Origin of the sequence: Lewinella sp., from assembly GCF_050633125.1 — a bacterium.
Lineage (GTDB): Bacteria > Bacteroidota > Bacteroidia > Chitinophagales > Saprospiraceae > Lewinella.
The window spans coordinates 109,634-136,134 of the sequence record NZ_JBOEFX010000025.1 but is presented as its reverse complement, the minus strand read 5'-3'; the positions used below and the strand labels follow the sequence as shown (position 1 = coordinate 136,134).

The 26,501-nt window shown below is 46.2% G+C and carries 24 protein-coding genes; 12 read left to right on the top strand and 12 right to left on the bottom strand.

Annotated features, from left to right (window positions below; genetic code table 11):
- Window position 1 precedes the first annotated feature (1 nt).
- Window positions 2–388, top strand: coding sequence for a Co2+/Mg2+ efflux protein ApaG (gene apaG, locus ACRBG0_RS07850; RefSeq protein WP_431486352.1), 387 nt, complete (start codon window positions 2–4; stop codon window positions 386–388).
- A 7-nt stretch (window positions 389–395) separates the two neighbouring features.
- Here the strand turns inward: apaG and ACRBG0_RS07845 are convergent, their stop codons facing one another.
- From ACRBG0_RS07845 to ACRBG0_RS07825, 5 genes are all read right to left on the bottom strand, one after another.
- Window positions 396–2,654, bottom strand: a complete 2,259-nt coding sequence (locus ACRBG0_RS07845; protein WP_431486351.1) for a hypothetical protein — start codon at window positions 2,652–2,654, stop codon at window positions 396–398.
- Window positions 2,647–3,606 (bottom strand): hypothetical protein, encoded by a 960-nt coding sequence (locus tag ACRBG0_RS07840; RefSeq protein ID WP_431486350.1) that lies wholly within the window; start codon window positions 3,604–3,606, stop codon window positions 2,647–2,649. The genes ACRBG0_RS07845 and ACRBG0_RS07840 overlap by 8 nt, the downstream gene beginning before the upstream one ends.
- A gap of 35 nt (window positions 3,607–3,641) precedes the next feature.
- Window positions 3,642–5,414: a T9SS type A sorting domain-containing protein gene (locus ACRBG0_RS07835; RefSeq protein ID WP_431486349.1), complete on the bottom strand. Its 1,773-nt coding sequence runs from the start codon at window positions 5,412–5,414 to the stop codon at window positions 3,642–3,644.
- Window positions 5,415–5,542: 128 nt separating this feature from the next.
- Complete coding sequence (locus ACRBG0_RS07830) at window positions 5,543–6,001, bottom strand: DUF3299 domain-containing protein (protein WP_431486348.1); 459 nt, start codon at window positions 5,999–6,001, stop codon at window positions 5,543–5,545.
- 326 nt (window positions 6,002–6,327) lie between these two features.
- The gene (locus tag ACRBG0_RS07825; RefSeq protein ID WP_431486347.1) at window positions 6,328–6,720 is read right to left on the bottom strand and encodes an acyl-CoA thioesterase; all 393 of its coding nucleotides are present in this window, start codon (window positions 6,718–6,720) and stop codon (window positions 6,328–6,330) included.
- A 72-nt stretch (window positions 6,721–6,792) separates the two neighbouring features.
- On the opposite strand from ACRBG0_RS07825, the gene ACRBG0_RS07820 reads away from it, so the two are divergent.
- The 3 genes from ACRBG0_RS07820 (at window position 6,793) to ACRBG0_RS07810 (ending at window position 11,662) form a co-directional block, all read left to right on the top strand.
- Window positions 6,793–8,196 (top strand): PQQ-dependent sugar dehydrogenase, encoded by a 1,404-nt coding sequence (locus ACRBG0_RS07820; protein WP_431486346.1) that lies wholly within the window; start codon window positions 6,793–6,795, stop codon window positions 8,194–8,196.
- A 103-nt stretch (window positions 8,197–8,299) separates the two neighbouring features.
- Window positions 8,300–9,163, top strand: a complete 864-nt coding sequence (locus ACRBG0_RS07815) for a bile acid:sodium symporter family protein (RefSeq protein WP_431486345.1) — start codon at window positions 8,300–8,302, stop codon at window positions 9,161–9,163.
- Between the two features lie 213 nt (window positions 9,164–9,376).
- A complete protein-coding gene (locus ACRBG0_RS07810; protein WP_431486344.1) occupies window positions 9,377–11,662 on the top strand; it encodes a CotH kinase family protein in 2,286 nt (761 codons plus the stop codon).
- 82 nt (window positions 11,663–11,744) lie between these two features.
- On the opposite strand, the gene ACRBG0_RS07805 is transcribed toward ACRBG0_RS07810, so the two are convergent.
- Window positions 11,745–12,419: a DUF2461 domain-containing protein gene (locus ACRBG0_RS07805; protein ID WP_431486343.1), complete on the bottom strand. Its 675-nt coding sequence runs from the start codon at window positions 12,417–12,419 to the stop codon at window positions 11,745–11,747.
- A gap of 162 nt (window positions 12,420–12,581) precedes the next feature.
- Between ACRBG0_RS07805 and ACRBG0_RS07800 the strand changes: the two genes are divergently transcribed.
- Window positions 12,582–13,127: a glycoside hydrolase family 73 protein gene (locus ACRBG0_RS07800; protein ID WP_020538221.1), complete on the top strand. Its 546-nt coding sequence runs from the start codon at window positions 12,582–12,584 to the stop codon at window positions 13,125–13,127.
- 218 nt (window positions 13,128–13,345) lie between these two features.
- Here ACRBG0_RS07800 and ACRBG0_RS07795 read toward each other — a convergent pair whose 3' ends face one another.
- From ACRBG0_RS07795 to ACRBG0_RS07780, 4 genes are all read right to left on the bottom strand, one after another.
- The gene (locus ACRBG0_RS07795; RefSeq protein ID WP_431486342.1) at window positions 13,346–14,893 is read right to left on the bottom strand and encodes a hypothetical protein; all 1,548 of its coding nucleotides are present in this window, start codon (window positions 14,891–14,893) and stop codon (window positions 13,346–13,348) included.
- 36 nt (window positions 14,894–14,929) lie between these two features.
- A complete protein-coding gene (locus ACRBG0_RS07790) occupies window positions 14,930–15,463 on the bottom strand; it encodes an RNA polymerase sigma factor (RefSeq protein ID WP_431486341.1) in 534 nt (177 codons plus the stop codon).
- Between the two features lie 245 nt (window positions 15,464–15,708).
- Window positions 15,709–16,482 (bottom strand): hypothetical protein, encoded by a 774-nt coding sequence (locus ACRBG0_RS07785; RefSeq protein WP_431486340.1) that lies wholly within the window; start codon window positions 16,480–16,482, stop codon window positions 15,709–15,711.
- A gap of 89 nt (window positions 16,483–16,571) precedes the next feature.
- Window positions 16,572–17,117: a hypothetical protein gene (locus ACRBG0_RS07780; protein ID WP_431486339.1), complete on the bottom strand. Its 546-nt coding sequence runs from the start codon at window positions 17,115–17,117 to the stop codon at window positions 16,572–16,574.
- A 137-nt stretch (window positions 17,118–17,254) separates the two neighbouring features.
- Between ACRBG0_RS07780 and ACRBG0_RS07775 the strand changes: the two genes are divergently transcribed.
- On the top strand, window positions 17,255–17,827 hold the full coding sequence (locus ACRBG0_RS07775; RefSeq protein WP_431486338.1) for a uracil-DNA glycosylase family protein: 573 nt from the start codon (window positions 17,255–17,257) through the stop codon (window positions 17,825–17,827).
- A gap of 57 nt (window positions 17,828–17,884) precedes the next feature.
- Complete coding sequence (locus ACRBG0_RS07770) at window positions 17,885–18,361, top strand: YqhA family protein (protein ID WP_431486337.1); 477 nt, start codon at window positions 17,885–17,887, stop codon at window positions 18,359–18,361.
- Window positions 18,362–18,590: 229 nt separating this feature from the next.
- Here the strand turns inward: ACRBG0_RS07770 and ACRBG0_RS07765 are convergent, their stop codons facing one another.
- On the bottom strand, window positions 18,591–18,752 hold the full coding sequence (locus tag ACRBG0_RS07765) for a hypothetical protein (protein ID WP_431486336.1): 162 nt from the start codon (window positions 18,750–18,752) through the stop codon (window positions 18,591–18,593).
- Window positions 18,753–19,486: 734 nt separating this feature from the next.
- Between ACRBG0_RS07765 and ACRBG0_RS07760 the strand changes: the two genes are divergently transcribed.
- The 5 genes from ACRBG0_RS07760 to ACRBG0_RS07740 all read left to right on the top strand — a co-directional run bounded on the left by ACRBG0_RS07760 (window position 19,487) and on the right by ACRBG0_RS07740 (window position 24,901).
- The gene (locus ACRBG0_RS07760) at window positions 19,487–19,864 is read left to right on the top strand and encodes a BlaI/MecI/CopY family transcriptional regulator (RefSeq protein ID WP_020538217.1); all 378 of its coding nucleotides are present in this window, start codon (window positions 19,487–19,489) and stop codon (window positions 19,862–19,864) included.
- A 2-nt stretch (window positions 19,865–19,866) separates the two neighbouring features.
- Window positions 19,867–21,216, top strand: coding sequence for a TonB family protein (locus tag ACRBG0_RS07755; RefSeq protein WP_431486335.1), 1,350 nt, complete (start codon window positions 19,867–19,869; stop codon window positions 21,214–21,216).
- A 262-nt stretch (window positions 21,217–21,478) separates the two neighbouring features.
- The gene (locus ACRBG0_RS07750; RefSeq protein ID WP_431486334.1) at window positions 21,479–22,399 is read left to right on the top strand and encodes a DUF6624 domain-containing protein; all 921 of its coding nucleotides are present in this window, start codon (window positions 21,479–21,481) and stop codon (window positions 22,397–22,399) included.
- A 142-nt stretch (window positions 22,400–22,541) separates the two neighbouring features.
- Window positions 22,542–23,585, top strand: a complete 1,044-nt coding sequence (locus tag ACRBG0_RS07745; RefSeq protein WP_431486333.1) for a hypothetical protein — start codon at window positions 22,542–22,544, stop codon at window positions 23,583–23,585.
- Between the two features lie 5 nt (window positions 23,586–23,590).
- The gene (locus ACRBG0_RS07740; RefSeq protein WP_431486332.1) at window positions 23,591–24,901 is read left to right on the top strand and encodes a hypothetical protein; all 1,311 of its coding nucleotides are present in this window, start codon (window positions 23,591–23,593) and stop codon (window positions 24,899–24,901) included.
- A gap of 122 nt (window positions 24,902–25,023) precedes the next feature.
- On the opposite strand, the gene ACRBG0_RS07735 is transcribed toward ACRBG0_RS07740, so the two are convergent.
- On the bottom strand, window positions 25,024–26,313 hold the full coding sequence (locus ACRBG0_RS07735) for a M43 family zinc metalloprotease (RefSeq protein ID WP_431486331.1): 1,290 nt from the start codon (window positions 26,311–26,313) through the stop codon (window positions 25,024–25,026).
- Window positions 26,314–26,501: the final 188 nt, after the last annotated feature.

Below are 26,501 nucleotides of genomic sequence, written 5' to 3'. Positions count from 1 at the left end.
TATGGAATCGCTCCTCTCTAATGGTATCCAAATCAGCGTATTCTCTCGTTACCAACCGGCGTATTCCAGACCTACCGAAGATCAATATGTCTTCTCGTACCACATTGTTATCAAGAACTGCCGGCAAGATACTGTACAGCTGCTGTATCGCCACTGGGTGATCACCAATGCACTGGGAGAAGTGCAGGAAGTAGAAGGAGACGGTGTAATTGGGCAACAGCCTGTACTGGAACCAGGGGATGTACACAGCTACGACTCGTGGTGCCCACTGGCCAGCCCGCTTGGATCAATGGAAGGGCGCTACCTAATGGTGAGTACCGAGACCGGAGAAAATTTCTATGCCCAAGTCCCTCGCTTTCAATTGGAATCGACGGTGATGATGAATTGAGCCTCCATTACGTTTTCTGAATCTTCACTCCTCCCTCTTTTTCATATTCAAACTTCAGTTGTTGGCCTTCAATTTCCAGGCTGTTCAAAAAGGGAAGAATATCCGATTCAAAGCCGCCGGTAATGCGAATACGATAAATACGGCTTGGTGTTTTTACCAAAATCATATTGCCCGTACCAAAACGTCGCATGGGGTTAGCCATTCTATTGCTGGCAAAAACGCGCCAAGATCCTAGTGCCACCTTTTTGACATCAGCAGGTTTGCTCACTTGATTGCTATTATCATAGGCAACGATGGCACTGAGTTGCCCATCGGTCAAATCATTGTTTGTGAAATGGTCTACCAAAAGATGTTGATAGGGAATCGCTGACAGATTCAGCGTAGAAGATGTTATAGCCACCAATGCCAAACCAGGTTTTTCTGGTGCATTTTGTGGACCGCTGGATATACTAACGGACACAATGGAGTCTCTTTTATCAAAATAAAAGGTCTCGAACATTTTGGAAAAGCGTGGTAACACCTGGGAAGCTACTACTGTACGGTGGTTAAACTTCAGTGCAACCTCCTCCCACTCATGAGTAGCATAATGCCGGACGGTATCAAAATCAGGCGTAATCTTAGTAATTTGAGGTAAACTCAACAGTTTTGGTTCCTGACGCTCTTCGAGCTGACGATCAAGGGAAGAAAGGCTGGGAGACGCAGTGATTTCTGGCGTACCGTAGTAATTGGTGTAGGACAAATTAGGCAAAGTAGCATAAGCTCGAAAACGATCAAAACTAGCAAGGCGGTCTGCCGCTGGCGTCAATGGTTCCGTTATATAAGGAACCAGCTTCAACAGCTCGCCCGACTCATCGACCTCCGGTTGAAAGCCTACCCCATGGTAGCGTAGAGAAGTAAAAAAAGCTGCCTCATCCAGCGCAAAGTGCGATGGAAAATAATTAGGTAGCTCCCTTTCAACAATCACTCTCGTTACCGACGTCATCAAAAAACGGTTGCCATCCCGTATTCCTAACATAAATCGCTGGTAAGGGAAAACCGTCCTGGGATCATCGACAACCTCCACAAGGTGGGGAGATTGCCAAATCTCTATATCTCCCACCTGCTGCTTGATCACCTTCTTTTGCCGACCAGCAAAAAAAGTCTCCCACTCTGCCTCCGACAAGCTGTTCCAGTCATAGATATTCACACTAAAATTGCCGTTCACATCATCTCTGCTCACCCTAAATCCTAATGGATAATCAATGGGCATCGCATAAAAAAATGAACGGTTAGCGGGGGGTGCAACTTCCACAATAGCTCCTTCCTTATCAAATATCAGCGTAGGGCCTTTTTCATAAGAAACAGGGCTCACCTTGGCATACTCAAAATGATCAAAAGACAAGCCCAAGGCACTGCTCGTAAACGTTTCCTTGGTGTCAGTGTATTGTGCATGCTGTGTCGTCCAGATAGGGGCACTCTCCGTATGATTTCCATTAGGAAAATGGATAGCGATAAGCTCTTGCCGATCACGAGAAGCATATTCATCTAATAGTACTTTAAAATCTGACGGCTTCAGCTTTTGCTCGCCAATACCAATGCACGGGTGCTGGTATTCCAATTGATAAATATCTTTTCGGCCTTGCTTGATCGTGATCACAAATGGTGGCAATTGGCAGTGTGGATAATCATTCCCATTCGTCAATTTGACAAAATTCAGCAAGCTGTCAAGTTCAAACAATTGACTGCGTGGCACCTCCACCTCTAACTTAACCAAGCTAGGGTTGGTACTAAAACGTCCTTTCTCGTCTACGAATTTGCCGTTTTTTAGCCGTACAGCATGATCTGTCCGGGCAATGATAGAGAATGTATCTAGCGGGTGGATCAATTCGGCACGAAAGTTTACCGGCCCGGAGTAATTTTGCCAGTCTGGTGCCGCAAATTGAATGGTCAGATTCTTAAAAGGATCTACATTTAGTTGTCCTGGCGGGTTTCCCTGGTGTTCTTCTGCAAAATCGGCACCGCCAGGAGTATGCTTAAGTAACTCGCTTTTGACACGCAACAGTTCCTGCCCATCGGGAGTAGAGACATAGCCTTTAAAATGATAATGAATCTCTACCCCCGTAAAGTTCATCACTTTAATATGAGCGACGGAAGCTTCTGTTATTTGGCCAGTATGAACATCTGAAAACTGTATATTCACCTGTGCTGCTACTTCTTTTAAACTACCAACAACAACCATTATCAACACTGCAATGAAGCGCATCCAAACCGGAAACGGTCTACTCATAACTTCGTACTTTTTTAATAAACGCTGTAAAGTCACTACCGCCATAGCGGTTTTGGCCTTCGTAAGCTTTGGCTAATGCTTCCTCGCTTCGGCCGTCTAAAAACAAGGCTGTTGCCCAATTCAACATCGCATGCCCTGGCTTTTTCAAGCGGTCTATTGAGCCGGCATTGGCTTCAAGCAATCGCGCAGCATCGTGGTAACGACGTGCCTCCAAGAGTTCCGCAGAGCGTTCCATCAGGCTACTCCCCTTGCTGTAATACAGCCAGCTAGACTCGATAGGCGTCGGTAAAACATCGGCTAAAAACATATCCATCGACTGCTGTTGCAGCTCTGACGGATTGAAGGTATACAGCGTATCCAGCTTGGTATTAACCGAAGTTTGATCTAGCCCTTCGGCTTCAACAACATCTTCCACCAAGTAGGGTAATTCGACAATTACGCGACCCGTGCGAACCTCATACAATCGCCATAAGGCACTCAAAGTCATGCTTTTTGTGGCACGTACGGCCCTGATATAGTAATCCTTGCCTTGTTCATCCAGCTGATGTTTATCATAGGTTTCATAAGTACGAACTTCTCGTGGAAACAGTTGCTCCAGGCACAACAAGCCTTCACTTTGGCCACCAAAACTACGCACTTGCGAGCTATTTAGGCGAGGTGCTGGGGAGCCCGCATTGGCATCGCGCTGGCTTTTGTTATAAACATTAGCTGCAACCGGAAGCTGGCGGGCACACCTCTCCAAAAAACGCACATTACCTTGACTGTAAAGGTCTCCCGTTTCTAGCCGTGTTCCCAAGTTGGCTTCCCGGGCACGATCTACCACGGTGAGGCTACGCATCTGCGCAATGGCCGGAACACGTGCGGGCAACACTTGGTCAACAACAGTATGATACTTGGCCGAGCAGCCCATTAACAACGGAAGTAGTAAATAGTAAAGGCGGAATTTCATCATCTTATGTTAGGTTTTAGCACTTGAAATGACTTGATCTATTGCCTAACTATCCGTCTACTCGTTACCGCTCCTTCATTATTGGTAAGTTGCAAAAGATAGACACCAGCAGGAAAACGGCTTACGTCTATTTGGGTAGTAAGGCTGCCTGAAGGAAGTCCCTTCTGGAGCAAAATACGGCCATTTATATCCAATAATGAAATCTGAATTAATGGATTTGTTTTTTCCCAACTTACCGCGAATAATCCACCCGTTGGGTTAGGGAAGATATTCACGCTCTCAAACGCTTGCACCAAGGTAGTTCCAGTGTGCCCTTCCTGTAAGCAAACCTCTTCAAAAGACGTAACCTCTGGAGCATCGAGAAAATTTGGGGTTCCTATTGTCGAACTAGCGTTAGTTGCTGTTAAATTTACCCCTGCCTCGCCTACAACTGGATTAACAACATCTAAAAGCAGGCTATCCCCTTGCTCACAAAACTCATATTTAGAGGGGCTACTATGGCGAAATTTACGAACCAGCAAGCCCACATCTTGTCCTGTGTCCCCAAAATACGAAAGCATTGCACCACTGAGCACATCCAGATTGACCAATGCCTGAGGGTAATACCAAGCACTAATGGCTTCTGGAATAAGTGGGTCATAGGTGCCTATACTGTTGAGTGCAGTGGAATTGTTTGTTTCTAAATAATGCACCCCGAACGACTGCGTCGATAAATCATAGTTCACTAAAAAGCCAATTTGCCCCTGATTGGAGCCGCCCGACCAGGAATAGTCCAATGCTCTACCTTGAATAGTAACATGGTTTGCATAAGGTGACTTAACCAGGGTGTGCCCATATTTATCTAATTCTGAATTACTGGAAAACGACTCGAAAGACTGGCTAAGATCCAAAGCCCCTGTCGCTGCATCAAATACACTGATCCCCAAGTGGTGGCTCACTGAAATATTGGCCAATACATATACCTTTTGGTTGCTCTGATCGTACCAGGCACTAGCTCCTGTATCAATGGCATTGCCTGTGTAATAGCTCGCATCCCATAGTTGGTTACCCAAACCATCCAGCATTAATGCTAAAATACCTTGCCGCTGTTGTCCAAGCACCGTGAGGGAGTTTTTCCCTCCGGTGATAAAGTATCCCTGATCGGTGGGCGTCACAAAATTGGCTACATCCCAATCTAAGCTATAAAGGGGGCCCACGTTTGAGTCAAAATACTTTTCCCAAACCACTCCTAAATTCTGATCTAGCTTGACACAAAACGCCTGCTTTTCAGGAGTTCGTAAATCTGATCCACTTAATGGCTCGTGTACCATACCTACGACGACAAAACCATCATTAAGGGCATCGGGCGTAGCTGCAATATGCAAGCCCATGCCATTTGTAGTCGCGGAAAGCTGTGCTAGCATGGTCTCATGTAGAAGCACCCCGTTTTCATCGAGGGTCAGTACAGTGGTGCGATTTACGCCGCCGTCATCTACATAGCCCGTGATAGCGTAACCGGTACTACTCCCATTTTGAAAAGCCGTGATGCTCTTGGCCCAGCTATCGCCAGCAGCGGTGTAAACCAATTCAAAGACGACGCTAGCATCATCACCATCGAGTTTTAGTACATGAATGCGGCGTTCGTCTGTGAGTTTATTATGCAAAGTGCCCGCAATAACCATATCGCCTGATCCATCCGCAGCCGTGGTTATAGAGTAATCACGAAAATCGTGATCCGCTTTGGAAAAAGCGCTTTCCCAAATAGATTGAGCGGAAATAGTTGGCAGAAATACCAGTAACAAGAAGGACGTTAGAAAGAAAGAGAATCGCATAGGGTTTGATTTTACAGTTAAATAGAGCAATTGCGGATTCGCAGCAGCTAAGGTTTCTACTGATTAATCAATTGACTTATTAAAATCTTACCCTTCTAATTGATTTTTATAAAAAACCTTCCTCCCACCTAAAGCGGCTCCGCATCCAATAGGACATAGTTAAACTGCTCCAAACTGCTTTCGTACAATTGCAAACGGCCTTTAAAGGCGCGACGCTCATCTGTTTGGTAGCGCTGAATAAACTCGGCTTTGATTCTCAACTCCACCACCGTCTCTGGGCCGGCTGCTCCACAAAAGAAACACGCAGAAAAAGGGTTCTTAGAGAGGGCATAGGTTTCGCCCAAGGCATCCAGCGGAATGAGGTAGCCCATGATGATTACGTCCTCCCCTTCCATGGCTTTAAGATCTTCGCCGAAATTGGCCTGGTAATATTTTATCCCAAGGCTATTAGAAAACTTTTCGGAAAACTGCACGTCCGCCAAGTCGGGCCAATTGAGCATACGTTGGCCGTGGAGACTACCAATTCCTACAAGAAGCAAAAATATTAAAGTAAGCTGGAGTAACCGTTGAACGGGAGAGGTATGCATATCTATTATTTTTTGGGCGAAAGCCTAATTTACAAAAGGCGCGTCATACAGAAAGACCAGTTAACCAGTCTTTTGGTTCAAGTCATCCTTCTTTTCCCAACGAGGTATCAATTTCATGCGAATCAACAATAGTAACCAGAAAGGTAAATGAAAGACTAGCAGATTCCTTACTCTATGCTTTTTCATCCCCCAAACGTCAAGCGTATCCTCAGACAAGGAATCTATTGCTTTAAAATGAGCAGGAGTATGAAATGCAAACATAAAACTGGCCATGAACGGGATTAAGGCTGGGAAAATTAAAACCGTCGTTATGACTTTCAACGCTTTCATACGTCAATCACCGGTACTGGTTCTTTGTTCTCGTCTACAGCGACCATGGTAAACAATCCCTGCACGGCCAAAACGCGCCCCTCCTCGTACATCTCTTCTTTGTAAATATTCACCTGCACATCTACACTTGTGCGGCCAACCCTGGTAATTGCGCCCTGCACTTCAATGATGGTATCTGCCGGGATAGGCATGGTAAAATCCACCTTACTGCTACTCACCGTTACCATTGTTTTACGGCTGAAACGGGTAGCAGCTATAAAGGCAACTTCGTCCATCATTTTGAGGGCTTCCCCACCGAAAAGGGTCTTGTAATGATTGGTCGTATTGGGGAATACCACCTTAAAAATACTGGTCTGTGCAGCGGCAATTCGCGCGGCGAGTTTCGTCATCTGGCTTGCTTTGTCAGGTTGCAAGTTACGGTTTTGATTTGTTACTTTTGACGAAAGTAAAAGTACGAGTACATGAGACATTCTTTCTTCCTTGCAGCCATAGCACTGGCCTTTATGTTACAGCCAACAGCGCTTCAGGCACAGGATTTGCAATTAGACAGCACCCTCCTCACCGCTAGCGATGTGGCCACCGGACTACAGGTACCCTGGGAGGTAAAGTATGGCCCTGATGACCACTTGTGGGTAACCGAACGTCGCGGAAATATTCTTCGGATCAATCCTGAAAACGGAAATACCGTCACCATTCTCAATCACCAGGCTGCCGTTACTGGCGGCAATAGCGAATACGGGATGCTCGGAATGGCCCTGCACCCTGACTTCTTGAATACGCCCCTGCTCTACGTCGTTTATTGTTATGAACAAGGAGGAATTCAGGAGCGGCTGTCCAGCTTTGAATGGAATGGCAGCGAGCTGGTCAACGAGACCATCTTGTTCGATGAAATCCAAGGGGCAGGCATCCATGATGGTTCCCGCTTGTTGATCACCACCGATAATAAAATCCTGATGACGACCGGCGATAGAGGCAATAGTAGCTTATCGCAAAACATGAACAGTACCAATGGAAAGATTTTGCGCCTAAACCTGGACGGCAGCATCCCTGCTGACAATCCTGACCCCACTAGCTATATCTACTCCTTCGGTCACCGCAACCCACAGGGGCTTACCTACGGGCCTAATGGTCAGGTTTATAGCTCAGAACACGGTGCCCAACAATCTGATGAATTCAACCTCATCGGACCTAACACCAATTACGGATGGCCCAATGTACAGGGTGCCTGTAATACGACTGCAGAGCAAGCTTTCTGTGCAGCAAATGCAGTCAGAGAGCCCCTGATTGAGTTCAGTCCTTGTGCTGCCGTCAATGATATCATTTACTACGATCATCCGGCGATCCCCGAGTGGGAAGGAAAGATGCTCATGGCTGTCCTCGGTGGCTTTGCCCTCAGTGATTCTCGCCTTAGTGTGATGACTTTTAACGAAGATGGTACTGCTATCACCAACGAAGATCAATACTTGGACAATCTCGGTCGCCTGCGTGATGTGGCGATCAACCCTCATACCGGCTCGGTATACATTGCTACCAATGGCCCATTCTACCCCGGCAGCGGCCCCAACCGCATCATCGAATACCGCAACGAGGCCTACGTGCCCAACAGTGTCAGTACACCGAACACCAAAAATCAGTTTATCCGCATTTTCCCCAATCCGGTGATCAATCAACTACAGCTACAATTGTCGCCCAACTTTACAGGACAGCAACTGGAGGTCATCAGTTTCAACGGCCAAGTCATCCAGCAGCTTACCATCAAAGGCGAGCAACTGCAACTGGATGTCAAAACCTGGACGCCAGGCATGTACTTCCTCAGGGCTACCAATGAAGCGGGAACGATTACACGGACGTTTGCGAAACAATAAATAAAGTCGGAGATGGGAGGTGGGAAGTCGGAAATATTTCTGACTTCCCATTTCTGACTTCCGACTTTGCTATCTTCGTACCCATTACCTCCTAACCTCCCTTATGGAATCCTCTATCCTCACCACGGTTATTCTTCCGGCTTCGCTTTTTATTATCATGATTGGCATGGGGCTGTCCTTGACCTTGGAAGACTTTCGACGAGTGGTGCGGTTTCCGGGAGCGGTTACACTCGGGCTTTTCAACCAACTTATTCTGTTGCCGCTTATCGGCTTTGGCCTGTGTTATGTGTTTGCCCTCTCTCCTTTTCTGGCAGTGGGCTTATTGTTGTTGGCGGCCTGCCCCGGTGGTGCTACCTCCAACCTCATTAGCTATGTAGCGAAGGGGGATATTGCATTATCGGTCACACTCACGGCGATCAGTAGTACCGTTACTATTTTCACCATTCCATTGATTGTCCGTTGGGGCTTGGCTCATTTTTTAGGCGAAAGCCGACCGATAGAGCTACCTATACTCGCAACGATGGGGCAAATTTTTGGCATCACAGCACTCCCCGTTAGTATCGGAATGCTGGTGCGCTCGCGCAACCTTGCTTTTGCTCAACGAATGGAGCGCCCCATGCGGATCGCCTCTACGGTCATCTTCGTCCTCATTCTGGCAGGAATCGTAGTAGCCAATTGGCAAACCCTACTGGATGCACTGCCCGTACTGGGGCCAGCGACCTTTGCACTCAACCTCATTACGATGGGATTGGGCTGGGGAGTTGCCCGTTTTTTTGGACTAAACTTGGCGCAATCCATCACTATCGCCATTGAATCAGGTATCCAAAATGGCACTTTGGCTATTGTTGTCGCTTCTTCCATCCTCTTTCTGCCCGAGGTGAGCCTTCCCGCCGCCATTTATAGTATTGCTATGTTTCTGAGTGGTGGTGTCCTGATGTGGTGGTTTGGACGACGGGAAGTAAAATAGATTAATGTCTTTTGTGACTCAAAAAAATTATCGCGTTGATGCCTTTTTCTGCTAATTTTGAGAGTACCTTTTCGAAAGAAAGAGGCTTCTTACAAGACAAGAACTTGAACCATATAAGGGATTATAAGAATATATAAGCCTCTTTTCTTACCCCTTAAATGACCTTATAATCCCTTATATGATTCAATATTTCCGTTTACAACCAAGAAGGATATGAATCGACTGCTACTACTTTTACCATTACTCATCTTTTCGTTTGGCCTTACGGCCCAAGATCTTTTCCCTGGCCGGGGTGCCGCTTTTGAAGATGATATTGTCCCCAGGGTAGATATCACTATTGCTGCTGGCGACATCAATGCTATATTGGCACCTGGCAACGAAGAAAGTGATGTTGAATACCCAGCAACGTTTATGTTTACCGACGAAGAAGGGGTGGATACTGTTCAGCAAATTGGCTTTCGCTTACGCGGCAACACTTCTCGCTACAGCGCAAAAAAATCCTTCAAAGTTTCCTTCAACTCTTTTACCAGTCAAAAATGGAAAGGGCTTGAAAAAATCAACCTCAACGGGGAACACAACGACCCGACGATTAGCAGAGCGAAGATTTGCTGGGATTTACTCAAAGATATGCGCGTTCCCGGCGCAAGAGCCAATCACGTAGAACTGTATATCAACGGTGACTACTTCGGCCTCTATGCCAATATCGAGCATATCGACGAAGAGTTTGTCGACCTCCGTTTTGGCAATAAAGACGGCAACCTCTACAAATGCCTCTATCCGGCAGACCTGGCCTACCTCGGCGATGATCCCGACTTGTATAAATTCACCAGTAATGGGCGCCGTGCTTACGATTTACAAAACAACAGTGATACCGACGACTACAGTGATCTCGCCAACTTTATCAGCGTCATCAATCAGACTTCTATCAGTGATCTGCCTTGCGAACTAGAGGCCATTTTCAATGTAGACACCTACCTACGTACCATGGCCTTCGATGTTTTAGTCGGCAACTGGGATGGCTACGCGTTTAACCAAAACAACTTCTACCTCTACCATAACACCGCTACTGACCGTTTCGAGTACATCCCCTTCGACCTGGACAACACCCTCGGTATCGACTGGCTTAACCGTGACTGGGCAGAACGCGACATTTACAACTGGCCCAGCGGATCGACGGATCGCCCATTGTTTGAGCGTATCTTGGAGGTGCCTGACTATCGGGCGCGGTACACTTATTACATCGAAGCTTTCCTGGAGGAGGATTTCAAACCCATCAATCTTTTTCCTGATTTTGATGCCTTACAGGCCAAACTGCTCCCTTTTGTGACCGAAGACGATTATTATCCGTTGGATTACGGATTTAGCCTGACGGATTTCCACAATGCTTTTGATGACGAAACCGACTATTCCCATACGGATTACGGCCTAAAATCTTACATTTTAGCTCGTCGGGAAAATACTTTGACACAATTAGAGGACCTCAATCCGGCTCCCTACCTTTTTGGCGAACGTGCAAGTACCGCATCCGTCGGACAACAACTTTCCTTTCAAGTAAATGTGCAAGAAGATGAAAGTGTGAATCTAGTCCAATTGTGCTACCAACTTCCTGGTCAATCTTTCAATTGTGTAAATATGGAAGACTTTGGCAATACCGGAGATGGCCTGCCTGATGATGGCGAGTACGGTATCTTCCTCTCTCCTTTGTCGAGTGCTGGCAACATTGAATATTACTTTACTGCTTCTGATAACCAAGGCGCTATGAAGCGCCACCCTGTTTGTGACAACTTTACCCTCGAAGTAAGCAATGGAGGCTTACAGTTGGCCATCAACGAATTTATGGCCAGCAACGGCACCGTGATCGCCGATGAAGAAGATGAGTTTGACGATTGGGTCGAAATCCACAATTATAGCGATCAGAGTATCGACCTCACCGGGCGTTACCTCTCCGACAATCCTGACAATCCTACCAAGTGGGCCTTTCCTGATATGAGTATCAGTGCTGGTGCCTTCCTCCTCGTGTGGGTAGATGATGACGAAGAGCAGGGGCCTTTGCACACGGATTTCAAACTATCCGCAGATGGGGAATTCATCGGCATTTTTGATACCGACGCGGCCGGTAATGGACTGATTGACGGAACGGAGTTCGGGCCACAGGAGACCGACGCGGCCGTGGGGCGTTTACCCAACGGAACGGGTGCTTTCCAATCTGTCAACCCTACTCCTGGCGCCAGTAACGAGCCCTTAGGCACTGGCGAAGGGATTGTGATCAAACCTTTTGAGGTGTACCCCAATCCAGCAAACGATTGGATTACGATTGAAGCTCCAGAAGGTAGCCAGTATGAAGCTCAATTGTTCAACCTTGCGGGGCAAATGATGCAGCAATACCGCTGGAACGGCAAAGCTACACAATGGAATCTCCAAATGCCCGCTGGCATGTACATCTTGCTTATTAACGAAAATGGTCAGGCGATCTTTTCCACGAAAGTGGTGTTTCAATAGTGCTCGTTCCTCACGGTTGTGCTCTTCCGATAAATCGGAAGAGCACAACCGCGAATCCCGCCCCCTCGGGATGAGCACTCCTCTACTCCAATGGCACCCCATTCTCATCGGTAGTCAGTACATCACTCATGAAATCAAAGAAAGGGCGCATCTGATGAAAGGCATTTGACGCTTGGGCTGCAAAGTCTGGGGCCATCACTTCTTCATCAGTAAAATTACGACTGACAAGAAACTGTTTGTAGCGCAGGAGGTCAATATTGGGATGATCTTTGGGGTATCCCTGTGGAGCTGTTTTGAGCTGATCGCCTTTGAGCTCCCCGAAGGTGGCAATAAATTCAGCAGAATTGATAATCTCTCGTAGTGGCTCAGCCGCCGTCGCTAGTTCTGTGCGGATACGTTTTAGGTCATCACGCTCGGGGCCCCAAAAGCCGCCGCCAACAAAGGAGTTTCCTGGCTCCAGGTGAAAATAGTAACCGCCTCGCTTCCATTTGGTAGCCCGCACAAAACTGCCGCTAAAGTGGGAATTATACGGTGTCTTGTCTTTTGAAAAGCGGACATCACGGTAGATACGGTGGAGTTTCATTCTTTCAATCTCATCATGCAAGGTCATGTGATCATGTAAACTACCAGCAAAAGCCTTAAAATTATCCAGCGCAGCTTGGTAATCTCCTTTGTGCTCCTTAAACCAGTCGCGGTCATTATTGACGGTGATGGCTTTTAGAAAGGCAAACACGGAAGGCTGGATGATAGAAGACATAGGTAATGTTTGATTGAATAAATAAAATATGCTTAGCATCTATGAAGGTTGAACGTCAAAGATAGCTGGCAAGTTGAAAAGCAGTTCGCAAAAATTGCCATCAAGCGCCTATTTTTTTCCCAACTTTCCTATCTTGTGCAAGCCCATACAACCTGCACACACATGAGAATCCTGTACTGCCTTTTGCTTCCTCTGACCATCCTATGCCTCAGCCCAAGTAGTGCTGACCTAGACAAATCTCGACCGGGAGCCGTGAGTAAATACCTCACTCAATATCGCTATCTTTCAAAACAACTGAGCCAAAGCACCAGTATTCCTGAGCCCGTAATCCTCGCTATTGCCGGCCTGGAAAGCAACTGGGGTAAAAGTGAATTGGCCGTTAACGCCAATAACCATTTCGGTATCAAATCTAAGCCAGATCGACCAGGGCTCTCCTATTGTAAACAGACACTGGAGTATGAGGGGTGGTTTGTATATGCAACCGTAGCCTGCTTTCGACGCTATCCACTGATCAGCGAAAGCTACACGGACTTTGGTGACTTTATCCTTACCAGAGACAATTATTCCCAAATTCGGGACCTGCCCTCGTGGAATTACCGCGCCTGGGTAGAAGGTCTCCGCGAAGGCGGTTACGCAACTGATCCTGGCTATACGGACAAGGTCCTACGGATTATCTGGCGCTATCATTTGTACGAACTGCCGGAGTGATTTCTTACCCACCCAAAACACCAAGGTTATTTGAACCATATAAGAGATTATAAGGGCATTTAAGGGGAACTGGATAGGTTGAATTCATAAATAACAGCCGAGATACGTTTTTTGAACCACCAAAGACGCTTAAGGTTTTGGGACGACCACAGGGGTGTGTAAAAAAGCCCCCCACATAGTGTGATCCCTATGATGCCTTCACTAAAAATGAATCGCTCTTAAAACCTATACTGAAGGCCCAAATTAAAGTTATACTGCTGCACCCTGACGGTCCCCTCTTCCAAACGATGCTGGCTCCATGTCCAACGCGGTTGAAATTGAAGCTGAAAACGGGGAGACAATTGATAAGCCAGTGATGGACTCAAGCTCCAGCCAATGCTTAAGGGACGTAAAAGCACTGACGCATCCGTCGCACTATAGTCAATCAAGTTGCCTTCTGCGTCAAAATTTCTACCATCGGATTGCTGGGTAAAATTGAACACCACTCCCGCAGTGATACCGTACTGCCATGCCCTTTTTCGTTGATGCCAGCCTATTTCCAGCGGGATACTGTAGGTTTGAAAACGATTGAAATGTGTTACCTGTAAGGTCGTTATTTCCAAACCAACAGTATCTCCTACTTCTGTTGCTAAAACATCTCCCGTATTGCCGTTGATGAGCACGCGCAGTAATACCTGTTCTATTGGCACGCTATCCGTATCAATCGATTGGTAATCTAATCTATTCCAAAGGTCATAGCGAGCAATTCCAGTCCGGAGGTGCCAGTTTTTCCGTAGGCGACTGATGTTCACCCCGTAGGTAGCACCCCATACAGGGCTTAGATTATTATTGCGCAGTGCTATCGCTTCAAGGTTATTGATCGGCAAGTATTTTGCCCGGAATTGATTAACACCACTGTACGCAGCTACTGCCCAGTGGGTGTTCTTTATCCTTTTGGCTAAACCCAGCGGCTTATTTGTTACAGCGTTCTCCATCTTTCCTGTAGTAGAATTGCCGAAGGAAAGGGGTAATAATGGCAACTTGGCCAAAAGGGGGACAGCAGTACGAAGTGAGGATACTGCTACCTCATCAGTCCTGTTATTATTTTGTACATCCAACACTAATTCTTCGTTTGTTGATTGTAACGATTGACTTGTTGCTGTTGCTGAATTTAGTTTATCATCATCAGCTGGAATGAGGTCTACTTCTTCATTAAATTCTTTAGCCTCCTTAACTTGTTCTTCAAGGGAGGTTGTGAGTACTAATTGAGGAAGTGCATTTTGAGTATTTTCTTTAATTCCTGTTGAAACTATCACTATTGGTGGAGTCTGTTCTTGCTTACTTTTGCTGCGCTGTAGTATTTCTTGCTCTGTACCTTCGTTTATGCTTACTGTTTCCTGTTTTATGGTCTGATTTCCCGAAAGGGCATCCACCGTAAGTGTTTTTTCTTGTTGCTCAACGAGTGCTGAGTAATTATCTGTCGGAGTTGCCTGCTCAGGGTGTAAACTATTATTATCTATTTCATCGAACGATGTAGATGTTTGATTGGAGAAGGTCTCGGAATCAGCGCTATCTGAGCTACTATACCACCATAGCATTCCCACCAAGGTGAGCAACAGTAGGATGGCCATGCTCCCTTTAGGAGGATAAAAAGACCGTATTGGGGTTTGGGCTTGAGCATCCAAGTCCGCGTGAATATCGGCCCACAGGCCATCCACATCAAAATCATCATTAGGCATCTCCTGATCTCTGAAATTTTCTTGATACTCCTTCTCTAAATCATCCATAACCTTGGGTTTAAAAATGCTACAAATGCGTTATTTTTAATCTATTAATAATTTACCCCTCGATTTCTGTAACCAGCTGCGAGCGCGTGATAGTTTCTTACGCGATAAAGCTTCGCTGATATTCAGAATACTTGTGATTTCCTGATGACTGTAACCATCAACCACAAAGAGGTTAAAGACTTCAAAATACCCTTTCGGCATTTGTTTGAGGATACTCATCAATTTCTTTTTTGATACTTCCAGTCCGGAGTATTCCAACTCCGTGCTGCGGTGGTCATCATTCAGTTCGGAGGTCGATTTCCCAATGACTCTCTCATTGTAATTGATGCTCGTATTGATAACGATTTTTGCTGCCCAACTTTTTAGTGCTCCCTTTCCAGTTTCAAAAGTTTCGAGTCGCTGAAAGATTTTCACGAAACTTTCTTGTAGGACATCTTTGGCGTAAGAGGTATTTTTCAAGTACCGCTGGGCCACGGCTCGCAGGTAAGGAAGCAAGATCAGATACAGCTCCTTCTGAGCTTTCCGATCCTGAGCGATACAGGCTTGTACCAAACTATCCTTAATCTCCATCTAGACGCTAATCATTAAAGGTCAATAAACATGCTACACAAAAGCAAGCCCTTGCTAAATTATAGCTTAGGGGTCGGCGCTGAACTTCGTTATTTATCACTTGCGCAGCTTAGGCTATCCGCGTTCTGCGCGCTTTGTTCAACACCAAAATCTCTAGCCTGAAATCGGGAACTTATTCTTCACCGACCCCTTGGGCTTGCCCTGTGTCCATCTAACTCGACAAACTGAGTTGTTGCTGCATTCTATTAATAATCAATATCATCCTCTGCGACACACCCGTAGCTATCCGTTACCGTTACCGCATAATTACCAGTGCCAGAGGGAACAATGGAGTAGGTTGTTTCTCCTGTAGACCAAGCATAAGCGTAAGGTGCTAATCCGCCAGAGACGGAGGCATAAAGGATATCGGTACTTCCCGTCCCTGTGCTATCTTGAGCTACGCCTACCTGCACCATAAAACTCAGGCAGGGCTCTATGTAAGTATACTCATAACTCGCACTAGTAGTACAGCCATTGGCATCTGTAATATCAACCGTATAAGTGCCATTATCAGACACCTCTATACTATTGGTAGTAGCACCATTCGACCAAGCATACGTGTAGGGAGCGGTTCCTGAAGAAGGATTGGCAAGCAAGATGATCGCTGCTGTTCCATTAGAGTCAACATTGATGGTTGCCGTAAAGAAATCGCAGGGGTCGGGGCCAAAGCTCACTACCTCTGTACAACCTCCCGCATCAGTCACCGTAATGGTATAGTTCTCGTTTAAGTTTCCTGCTATCTCAATAGAACTGGTGGTCTCGCCTGTTGACCATTCGTAGGCATAAGGCGCTGTACCACCCTCTACATCAGCAATCAGGATCAGTGCCAGAGAACTGTCAGGGTCCATTGTAAGTGTTACCGCAAAATCTTCACAGGTTATACTCGGCGTAGGTTCGTCCTCTTCACAAGAAGTAACGACAAACAAACCGAGCATTAAAAAAGTGGCCAACAGGCCATTGATGAAGCGTGTATTATTCATTTCCAAACGTTTATTGAAGCTTGTACCTTTTTTCAGGCCATACTTCGAGGTTTTATAATCGACTTATTCTGCTAGGGTAGACAGGCTTATCAGATCGTGATTTCATCTTCTCTAACACAACCTTGACTGTCCACAACCGTGATACCAAAAGTGCCATTACTAACTGGTCCAATCAATTGGGTAGCGGAACCTTCTGACCAGTTATAGCTATAGGGAGCAAGCCCTCCAGTAGTGCTAACACTGAGATAATTCTGCCCCGAACTGTCATAATGAATGGCCTGTATTGTAAAGAGTACGCACAAATCTGTGGCCGAGTATTCGTAGGTCGTAGCCGTGAAACACCCCTCGCCATCCGTTACGGTCACGCTATAGGTACCATCTATGGTAGGAGTAATCATACTGGTCGTAGCCCCTTGTGACCATAAATAGCTGTAAGGTGAGAGGCCACCTGCTGTAAAGACCACTAGCGTCGCCGAATCCGTCAGGGAAATATTGGCCGTAATTTCACAGATGACCGTGTCGGTAAGGAATTCTTCTTCTGTCGTGCTTAGAAGTTCCACGTTTTCTTTTTCACAAGAATTTACCAGAAGTAACCCTCCTGAAATCAAGCAAAATAACAGCAACCGATTCTTCATAGTATTTGTGTCTTTACCTCTATTACCCGAGAAAAATTAAAACGTGACACTTGGCAAAAAAATAAAATCCCTAAGCGAGTAGTTTTTTTTGAACCACCAAGCGCACTGAAGGGGGGAGATATGATTATCTTGCTTTCATGAATATCATTGAACAAGCTCGCAACTGCACTACTTGTGCTCCTTTACTAAAAGACGGGGTTCGACCGGTTTTTACCGTACACCCAGCTGCTCGGATCAATATCATCGGGCAGGCCCCCGGCCGGAAAGTTCATGAAAGTGGTATTCCTTGGAACGATGCCAGCGGCAAGCGACTCCGCGAATGGCTCGGTGTCGATAACGAGACCTTCTACACCCCTGAATTGTTTGCCATCATGCCAATGGGCTTTTGTTTTCCGGGAACGGGAAAATCCGGCGACCTGCCACCTCGCCCGGAATGCGCGCCTCAATGGCACCAACCCCTCCTACGAATGATGCCCAACATTCAGCTCACCTTACTATTTGGCCTGTATGCCCAGAAAGAATACCTGGGTAAAACCCGCGAGAAAAACCTTACAGAAACCGTCCGCAATTGGCATGCCTATTTACCGGACTTCTTGCCACTCCCCCATCCTTCACCACGCAACACAATTTGGCTGCGTAAACATCCTTGGTTTGAGGAGGATGTGGTACCTGTACTGCGAGAACGGGTGAAGAGAATTTTAGCTTCTTAGCTACCTTTTTGCTATTCGATTGTTAGTAGTTCTGTATAGACGTAAATCAACTTCCAGATGTCCTCTTCCAAAACCCCCATCGTCATTGGTTACCTCATGAAAATCATTGCCTTAGTGGCAGTGATTGCCATTATGTTATTAGCCATTGGGGTAGAGTATTTCGCGATCACTCAGATTGCAAAAAACTTATCGTCAATAATTACGGGCACCTCCAAGGAAGATATTGTGGTGAAAGACGTCCTCAAATCACTCGACATCGTGCTACTCGGCGTCATTTTCTTTACCATGGCAGCCTCCCTTTTTGAGTTGTTTATTCAAAAAATCGATTCCCTTCCTGATTGGCTGAGTATCACCAATCTTGATCAGCTAAAAGCAATGATGATCAAGATGATTATCGTGGTAATGGCCATCTCGTTTACTGGAAAAATCATTACTTGGGACGGCGAAACCGAGATTGCTTACTATGGTGTAGGCCTGGCAGCGGTCATTGCCGCGCTTAGTTATTTTCTACTGGTGAAGCAGGAAGAGAAGTAGAGAGAGTACTCGCACAGGTCGTCATTAAGACCAATCTTTTGGTGCAGGCCCTAAACGATGAACTTCTTAATCCAAATTATCGGATGGTTCTTTTAAATCGGCGACTGTTTCCAAGGTGAGCTCACGCCCTCCATGTAAAATCAATTTTGCCCAAATATCGTGTCCAACGAAGATCGAATCTTTTTCCGCATAAAGGGCGTACGCTATATTGGTGTTGGTATCATCCTTTTCAAAATAATTCATCCTCTCTAACAATGGGATACTCGGCTAATTCTGCCTTTAGCCATTCTTCATGCCGATCATCTTCCTGAGGAATTGGCGCTGGCTCCTGGCATGTTGTGAGCATGGTGCAGACAAGAAGTATGCTTAAATAGAGGGAGCTGTATTGCATCTCGATTACTTGGTTGCTTTGATAATATAACTCCGTGCATTTCAAAAGTCACATTAAAAGGTCCTAATCAAAGAGCAAAGAAGTTGCATGATGCTGGTCAGGGGCCAGCGGGATATGTCCCGACCAAGAAGGTGGGGATAGTTTGGGGACTAACAGAAGCGGTTATGCGAATGCGTAAGGATCGTATGGGGCGCAAGGCAAGGCCTGAAGCTCGGCGGACGGAGGAGCAGGACAAAGGATAGTAACCGCTTCACTCCGTAGGGCCGNNCGGCCCTACGGAGTGAAGCGGTGGATAGCCTGGTGCCGATCCCGCCCCGACTAGAAAAGTCGGGACGGGAGAAGGCATGGCCCCAAATCATCCAAAGCGTAATTCTCATTAATATCTAAGGTTGGCGCTGCCCGAAAAGCACCCCATTCGTATAAATACATTCATGCATTTACAATAAGTATTCCCCAGAAAAAAACTGCGATTTTTTTTCAAATCCTCCAAATAGTTAAAACGCTTTAAATGAATCGCTTATCTAACTAAGATGGAAAATAACCACGAAGTAGCGGCGCAGCCAAATCGCTCTTTATTTTCGTGCTGTTCCTGAAAACCTCCCCTCCCGTAAAGTTTTTTTGAGGAAAAACAGAGGTCGATAAAATATTTTAACTAAAAAAATAGTTAATCAACTAAACCTTTTTACTTAAGTTTGCATCTATAGTTATAGATAATCGAAAAAACACGGCTTACAATGAAGAAATTAACCAAAGCAGAGGAAGAGATTATGCAGGTCTTGTGGGACCTGGGTGAAGGTGCTGTCGGTGACATCCGCAACAAGCTCGCCGAAAAAGCGGGCGGTAAGATGCCGGCACACAGTACCATTTCGACGATGATGAAAATCCTGAGTGAGAAAGGTTTTGTGGTCTACAAGTCTTACGGACGCACCTTTGTCTACCGTGCCAAACTGAGCAAAGACGACTATAGCCAGCAAAGTCTACACACCCTAATGAAGGACTATTTTGGTGGTTCTGCCAATCGATTGGTTTCTTTTTTGGTAAAAGGGAAAGACCTCAGCGTGGATGAACTCAATGACCTGGTTGAACGGTTAGAGGATCCTAAAAACAAGTAATTATGAATACTTATCTCATTGAACTCAGCCTCTACTGGCTGGCTTTTTGGGGCTTGTATGCCTTATTGCTGAGACAGGAGAAATTCTTCCGACTCAACCGCCTATACCTTTTGGGGACCTTTGTGTTAGGCTTAGTGCTGCCCCTTATAAAATGGTCGACACTATGGGCAGCTCCCGAATGGTTGGGAATGCCAGTGATGTGGTTACAAACCGTGACGGTAGCTCCCGAAAACACCAATATTATCAGTGCTTCTCCGGTAACAAATTGGTCGTGGACGAGTTTCTTTTGGCGAGTTTATCTCTTGGGGACCTTGTTTGCCGCTGTCCGCTTTCTCTTTGGCCTCACAAAGCTCTTTCGATACTACCGTACAGGCCACAAACGCTGGGAAGGCGGCATCTGTTGGATCGAAAACGAGCAAGCTCACGCGCCTTTTTCCTGGCTGCACTTCCTTTTTTGGAGCAATCAAACCAATACTACCGAAGCCGAACGAGCAGCCATAGTTGCCCACGAGAAAGCTCACATTCAGCAAAAACACAGTTGGGATATCCTACTCCTTGAAGTCGTTGGCATCTTTTGCTGGTGGCATCCGCTGTGGTATGCTTACCGCCATGAACTAGAGAATATTCACGAATACCTGGCAGACGAAACGGTCTTGCAAGCTACGCCCACCCGCGAGTACGGCAAGCTGCTGCTTCGTCAATGTTTACAGCAACCCGACCTGCCACTTGTGCAGACTTTTCATACTTCACAACTTAAAAAACGTATTATTATGATGACGAAATCACCTTCTTCTACCCTTGCATTGGGTAAGTATCTGTTGTTCCTTCCCCTCACCTTGATGCTCTTGATGGCTTGCGAAGATGCCGAAGCGCAAGAGGAAATGGACAAAGTGGTAAACGATCTCTCAGACGAAGCAAAATTCTTCGAACGAATTGATACTGTTATCACTTTCGATCCCGCTACCCTTACCGAAGATATGGCTATTGTAAAAACTAAAATTTACGAAAAAGTAGATCAGATGCCCGTTTTCGGTAAATGCGAAGGCTATACTGGGCGAGAGCTGAAGGACTGCTCTAGTAAGAATTTGCTCACTTTCATTTTTGAACATCTTAAATATCCCAAGGAGGCTATTGAAGCAAATCAAGAAGGGCTGGCTGTGACAAAATTTGTAGTAGACACCCAAGGCCGCGTAACTGATGTTCAACTTGTTACGGAAAAGACCACCGAACACGCCGCGCTGAACGAAGCGGCACTAGCTACCGTCCGACAATTACCTGATTTTACCCCTGGTCAACATAACGGAAAACCAGTGAGTGTACAAATAGTACTGCCCATCAAATTCAAATTTTGATCGTTTTAGAAATTGTTTGTAAATTTTCCAACATCAGCTTTTTTAATCGAAGTTGGGAATTAATTCCTAATCGTTCACTATCCCTCTACCCTTTACCTTGAGGGCGCGAAGCAGCCCGCATCTTCTCTACGGACTTTTGCCGAAAGTCCAGACTTATATTTAAATGAAATCACCTGACTAAGTTTTTAACGGAATAGATATGAACGAATCTATTCCGTTTTTTTATTTTTGATAATTAAATCTCTAACTTAAAAACAACATCATGAAACAATTATTCGCGCTCTTGCTTATTCTCTCCTCTTTCACCTTGACCGCTCAGAATTTTGCAGAGTTTATCCGTATTGGTGATCAACAATACAGCGAAGGTAACTTTGAAGCCTCGGCACAATCTTACGAACAGGCATTCGCCCTGGAGGAAGGTAATGCTTCGCAATATTACAACGCCGCCTGCTCCTGGGCACTGGCTGGTAACACCGACAAAGCCACCGTCAATCTGATCATTTCGGTAGACAAGGGCTGGATCAATCTAGCCCATCTGGAACGCGACACTGATCTGGAAAGCCTCCATGATCTACCCACTTGGGCGCCCATTCTCGCAACGGTAGCGGAAAAGAAAGCCGAATTCGAGAAAGATTTCGATTTCCCGCTCAAAGATCAACTGGAAGAAATTTCTATGAAAGACCAGACACTTCGTGGTATCTATGAAGAAATCACCAAGAAATATGGTTTCGATTCTCCTGAAAAGGAATATTTCAATACGCTCTGGGCCCAGGAAGACAGCCTCTTGTTGCTAGAGTGCATCGACATCATCGAAGAGCATGGCTGGGTAGGCCGAAGCAAGGTGGGCCGCAAAGCAAATACTGCTCTATTTTTGGTAATCCAGCATGCCCCACTAGAAGCGCAGGAGAAGTACATCTCACTTTTGCAAGCCTCCGTAGAAGCAGGCGAGTCGAGTGGTTCCCATTTGGCTTTGATGCAGGATCGCATCCTGATGCGCAAAGATCAACCCCAGATTTATGGTTCACAGGTGAGCTACAACCCAGAAACCGGTGAAGGCAGTGTGTTCGAAATCCAAGACCCCGAATACGTCAACCAGCGCCGCAAATCCATTGGTTTGGGGCCCATTGAGGATTACCTAAAAAACTGGGACATTGAGTGGACGGTGCCGCAGAAGGAGAAGTAGTGCCTGTTTTAGCAAAGAAAATTTGAACCATATAAGGAAATAGAAGGTCATATAAGTACCATCGCTCAATTGGACGCCAATCGAGCAAAATATAGTATTTTTACAAACACACATTTTTACACCAATAACACAACCATATTCAATGACTACTGATGATAACCTAAACATCCCAGCAGGATGGGTAGGAGGCTTCGCTGCCTCAGAGCCTGAGTTTGCCTATCCTGATCCTGACCTTTCATGTTTGGAGATTTGCGACAACCTCGACAATATTGATCTCCTCCAACGCCAGCAAAAAGTGATATGGCCCGAGTTTAGTTGGGCTACCAGGCAAGACAAACCCGACGAAAAGCGGTGTTACCAAATGTTTGCGCCCGATATTTCCAGAATCGGCTACACCGATACGGGGAAAGTATACTCCATTATTTGCCCACAGCAGGGTATGACGTCTCCTTCACTAGGCTCCATGAATGTAGAAGTCACCGTTACAGGGCAACGCGGCTGGGTAGACGAAACCAGTAGAACCTTAGCAGCCGACATGTCCGTTGAAGGAAAAATTTGGTTTAGCCCAAGCGCCATGCAAAAACCCAAGGTAAAAAAGCTCTGGGATCGGTTTGCCAATAGCAAGCTGCCTTTTCCATCCGATAAAGCCAATGCCATAAGGGTGAGAACTCACCTTCCGGGTGACCGGAACCAAGTGCTGTTTCCGTTAAAAACCGGCGAAAGTGATTCTTTTCCCATTCCCGATTTTGCCCGACACCCCGAAGCCTGGACGGTAGGTAACCTCAGTGTACAGATTGGTGAGATTTTCCCCACCGGGAACATTATTGTCGACAAATTCAATCAACTGATCCTGGGAATTTTCAACACCGGAGCCGGAAACATGCTCAAGTTTGGTAATATTCTCACATGGAATGTATGGTTCACCCCACCCGAACTGGTCGACACCCAAGAGTGGAGAGATCACGCCGAGGTTTGGAGAACCTCCATCAATGCCGATCACGGCAGCCCTGAAGGAGAGGGCTCCAGCGCACGATATTATGACGGTACCGTCTTCAATGCTGCCACTGATTTATTCAACAGAATCCGTGGAAGAGGCCTTGATGAAGAGTTCGTCAGCGACGAAGAAATGCTGGAACAAGAAGAACTTGCTGAAATTGATAACTTCTTAAACGAAAATGAGATTTAGATTTTATGAAAAATTTATTCGCGCTCTCTCTGTTTTTACTACTGATTAGTACTTGTCGTAATGAAGATGATGATGTTCCTAGTTGCCCGGGGGAGCACCCCTCGTTTGAAGTGAGCTATACTATACCCACTTCGGAGAATAATCATATCGACCGTACTGATTGGACTTTTGTTAGCGATGCTAATGGAACTGTTCTCAAAGATTACCGTGCTGACTGGGGAACGACCAAGCGCATGATTCTTACCGATCATTGCACCGAAGACTTGGATTTTTCCATCGTTTATGCCCGCGATGGATATGGTTTTGAAGGTCTTGAAACAATCGTTGAAATAAACACCCTTACTTCCGTAGAAACGGGTAAGGACTTTTCCACACCGAATAAACATGGTAGTAATCGAACATACTCTCCTCCGGGCCTTCGAATTATTATCAATAATACCCCTGAAGATTTAGAGGAAATTAGCTTTGTCCGTAACAGTCTAAATGCAACTCCTGTATCACTGGATCACGACAACCATATCGGCTACATAAGCATATCGGGAAGTATTCCCAATCAAAAACCCATTTTTGTCACAACCAAACGGAGCAGTGAAACGATACAGAGAGGGTTTATTATGCCTCCACCTCCCTATTTCTATAACAACGAGTTGACCTTAGACTACCAGGACTTCACCGTTATTAGTGAGCCCCAAACCGTCCGCTTTCCTTATCTCGAAAACTGGAGATATGAATTGTATGGTACATACGAAGAAGCCCCAATCAAGGATTTATACATTAGTCACGGTTTAATCAATGAGGATAGTACCCAACCAGCAGATGAGGTAACATTGATGGTTCCCAATGATTCAACGACGACTCCCATCATCTTCAAAGCCTTCACTTCGTATGGAAACGGGGTTGGCATGAGTACTACGACGCTACCTGAGCAAATTGAACTAGCGCCTTCCGGCCTTGATGGCAACCTTAATAGTCGGAGTTGCGATTTTTTCAATACAGAGGGTCTAGACTTGGTCGTTGCAAGCTGGTATTACTTTACCATCAATTACGAAGGGCGTAAATATCGCTGTACTTGGAATGTATACCTGGACCCAACGGCTACCTCATCATATACCCTACCTGAATTACCTGTAGCCCTTCTTGAGCGCTTACCTTTCCTTAGTGAACTTGATAATCCAACGGGGCTCCACTTGTGTGGCACGCAATTTTCAGGTCCTTCTACTTACCGCGAAGTGTCTCCTCAATATTTTTACAACGAAAGTGATCGCTTCTGGCAAGAAAGAATCGGTTATCAACGAGAATGTGTGAACATCGAATAAAAATAAGCTGGGTAAGTACGCTGCTCCTTATTATACTCTCAATGCATCTTTTAGAATTGATTAACAGTAACTTGAGCTTCAGTGCGAAGCTCAAGTTACTGTTCTCGAATAGAAAACACTCGTTACTCCACCACCACTGCTTTGGTCAATTGTCCTTCTCTGCTGATGTACTGCACATAGTACAACCCTGCTGGCAGAGAAGAGGTGGCTACTTCCAAGCGGTTTTGTGTGCATGAGAGCCACTGTTTTACCACTTGCCCCTGGGCATTGTGTAAGCGTACAGTGGCGCTGGCGGTGTTGTCTCGCTGGATGATTAGGTAATCCGTGGCGGGGTTGGGATAAAGCTGCAATGCGCTAGCTGGTAGCAGCCCTTCCCGCGTGCTTACCGAACCTCCTACCAGTCCGGCGCGCTCGTTATCCAGTACGCTCCGCATGATTTCTATTTGCCCGAAGGTGAAACTATTCTGGCAATCTTCCTGCGCATAATCCATGAAATTCTCCCACATATCGGGCAAGTCGCCGCTGCCTTCTTCGCAGGTATTATTGGTAGGGTCACAACTGAATTGGCTGTTCAAACCTTGGTTGGGCGTATCTTCTACGCCATCATCTGCACTACAATCCGGGATACCAAAAATTGAAAGGAGGCCATCGCCCCAAATATGGCGTAGGCCCAGGTAGTGCCCAACTTCGTGGGTGATGGTACGGCCACGTACTGGGACGGTTATATCTTCTAAGCCAAACAAGCCACTGGTGGTAAAGGTGCCGGTACGCCGAAAAACTTCGTAATGAATGACGACTCCATCCAACGCTGGACTCGGTGCAGAAGCATCTTCTGGCCAATGGCTCAGGTCTGCTGGTGGGTAGGCATAACCCAAGAGTGCCCCCCCTTCGATGTTGCACACCCAAATGTTGAGGTGATGCTCAGGGTCCCAGGCATCGGAGCCGCCGGTAACCGTCGTTTTTACATTGTCAGGCAAGGTGCCTCCCAATATATCCAGCTCAAAAGTAGCCGTAGTAGAAACGCGCTCTACTCCCGCCAATTCAAACTGAATAAAAGGATCATCCACTACAGGTAGGAAATCTTCGCGCACCTGTCCAGCATCAGCATTCAGACGGCGATAATCTTCATTAAGCACATCCAAGACCGCCTCAATGAGGCTATCAGGCAAATTTTGTTCTTCATTTTGGTATACCAAATGCACCACCACCGGAATAGTAACCAGCGTAAAGTCGCGGGCCTGCCCCTGGCCACGAACCCGATCATACACCTGCCGAGTAGCGGCTTCAAAGCCGGGGTGAGTAGCCTCTAAATGATTGAGGTAATGCGCTGCGGCACAAGGTTCCTGAATTTGTGCGCTAGCGATTTGCACACTGCTCAGCACTAATGATAAGCCTAAGAAAAATCTCCACATAAAATGATTGGTTTAAACAAGGTGAAATTATGGCTGACTCAGTAACCTCACTGAGTAACCGGCAAAAGTGCATTCCTCCTTTCTGGGCAATGGAAATAAATAGACGTTGCAACTCAAAGGTAAAAAGAAGTTTAGAAAAACAGTAATAAGCACAGCCAGCTGCCCGAATTCTTAAAAAAGCGCCTTTT

Excerpts from the sequence above, each read along its gene's own strand:
- ACRBG0_RS07775 (WP_431486338.1), top strand. The coding sequence starts at position 17,255 with ATGAATATCATTGAACAAGCTCGCAACTGCACTACTTGTGCTCCTTTA.
- ACRBG0_RS07760 (WP_020538217.1), top strand. The coding sequence starts at position 19,487 with ATGAAGAAATTAACCAAAGCAGAGGAAGAGATTATGCAGGTCTTGTGG.
- ACRBG0_RS07755 (WP_431486335.1), top strand. The coding sequence starts at position 19,867 with ATGAATACTTATCTCATTGAACTCAGCCTCTACTGGCTGGCTTTTTGG.
- ACRBG0_RS07770 (WP_431486337.1), top strand. The coding sequence starts at position 17,885 with ATGTCCTCTTCCAAAACCCCCATCGTCATTGGTTACCTCATGAAAATC.
- ACRBG0_RS07840 (WP_431486350.1), bottom strand. The coding sequence starts at position 3,606 with ATGATGAAATTCCGCCTTTACTATTTACTACTTCCGTTGTTAATGGGC.
- ACRBG0_RS07805 (WP_431486343.1), bottom strand. The coding sequence starts at position 12,419 with ATGTCTTCTATCATCCAGCCTTCCGTGTTTGCCTTTCTAAAAGCCATC.
- ACRBG0_RS07790 (WP_431486341.1), bottom strand. The coding sequence starts at position 15,463 with ATGGAGATTAAGGATAGTTTGGTACAAGCCTGTATCGCTCAGGATCGG.
- ACRBG0_RS07780 (WP_431486339.1), bottom strand. The coding sequence starts at position 17,117 with ATGAAGAATCGGTTGCTGTTATTTTGCTTGATTTCAGGAGGGTTACTT.
- ACRBG0_RS07835 (WP_431486349.1), bottom strand. The coding sequence starts at position 5,414 with ATGCGATTCTCTTTCTTTCTAACGTCCTTCTTGTTACTGGTATTTCTG.
- ACRBG0_RS07735 (WP_431486331.1), bottom strand. The coding sequence starts at position 26,313 with ATGTGGAGATTTTTCTTAGGCTTATCATTAGTGCTGAGCAGTGTGCAA.
- ACRBG0_RS07785 (WP_431486340.1), bottom strand. The coding sequence starts at position 16,482 with ATGAATAATACACGCTTCATCAATGGCCTGTTGGCCACTTTTTTAATG.
- ACRBG0_RS07795 (WP_431486342.1), bottom strand. The coding sequence starts at position 14,893 with ATGGATGATTTAGAGAAGGAGTATCAAGAAAATTTCAGAGATCAGGAG.
- ACRBG0_RS07845 (WP_431486351.1), bottom strand. The coding sequence starts at position 2,654 with ATGAGTAGACCGTTTCCGGTTTGGATGCGCTTCATTGCAGTGTTGATA.
- ACRBG0_RS07750 (WP_431486334.1), top strand. The coding sequence starts at position 21,479 with ATGAAACAATTATTCGCGCTCTTGCTTATTCTCTCCTCTTTCACCTTG.
- apaG (WP_431486352.1), top strand. The coding sequence starts at position 2 with ATGGAATCGCTCCTCTCTAATGGTATCCAAATCAGCGTATTCTCTCGT.
- ACRBG0_RS07740 (WP_431486332.1), top strand. The coding sequence starts at position 23,591 with ATGAAAAATTTATTCGCGCTCTCTCTGTTTTTACTACTGATTAGTACT.
- ACRBG0_RS07810 (WP_431486344.1), top strand. The coding sequence starts at position 9,377 with ATGAATCGACTGCTACTACTTTTACCATTACTCATCTTTTCGTTTGGC.
- ACRBG0_RS07815 (WP_431486345.1), top strand. The coding sequence starts at position 8,300 with ATGGAATCCTCTATCCTCACCACGGTTATTCTTCCGGCTTCGCTTTTT.
- ACRBG0_RS07745 (WP_431486333.1), top strand. The coding sequence starts at position 22,542 with ATGACTACTGATGATAACCTAAACATCCCAGCAGGATGGGTAGGAGGC.
- ACRBG0_RS07800 (WP_020538221.1), top strand. The coding sequence starts at position 12,582 with ATGAGAATCCTGTACTGCCTTTTGCTTCCTCTGACCATCCTATGCCTC.
- ACRBG0_RS07830 (WP_431486348.1), bottom strand. The coding sequence starts at position 6,001 with ATGCATACCTCTCCCGTTCAACGGTTACTCCAGCTTACTTTAATATTT.
- ACRBG0_RS07765 (WP_431486336.1), bottom strand. The coding sequence starts at position 18,752 with ATGCAATACAGCTCCCTCTATTTAAGCATACTTCTTGTCTGCACCATG.
- ACRBG0_RS07820 (WP_431486346.1), top strand. The coding sequence starts at position 6,793 with ATGAGACATTCTTTCTTCCTTGCAGCCATAGCACTGGCCTTTATGTTA.
- ACRBG0_RS07825 (WP_431486347.1), bottom strand. The coding sequence starts at position 6,720 with ATGACGAAACTCGCCGCGCGAATTGCCGCTGCACAGACCAGTATTTTT.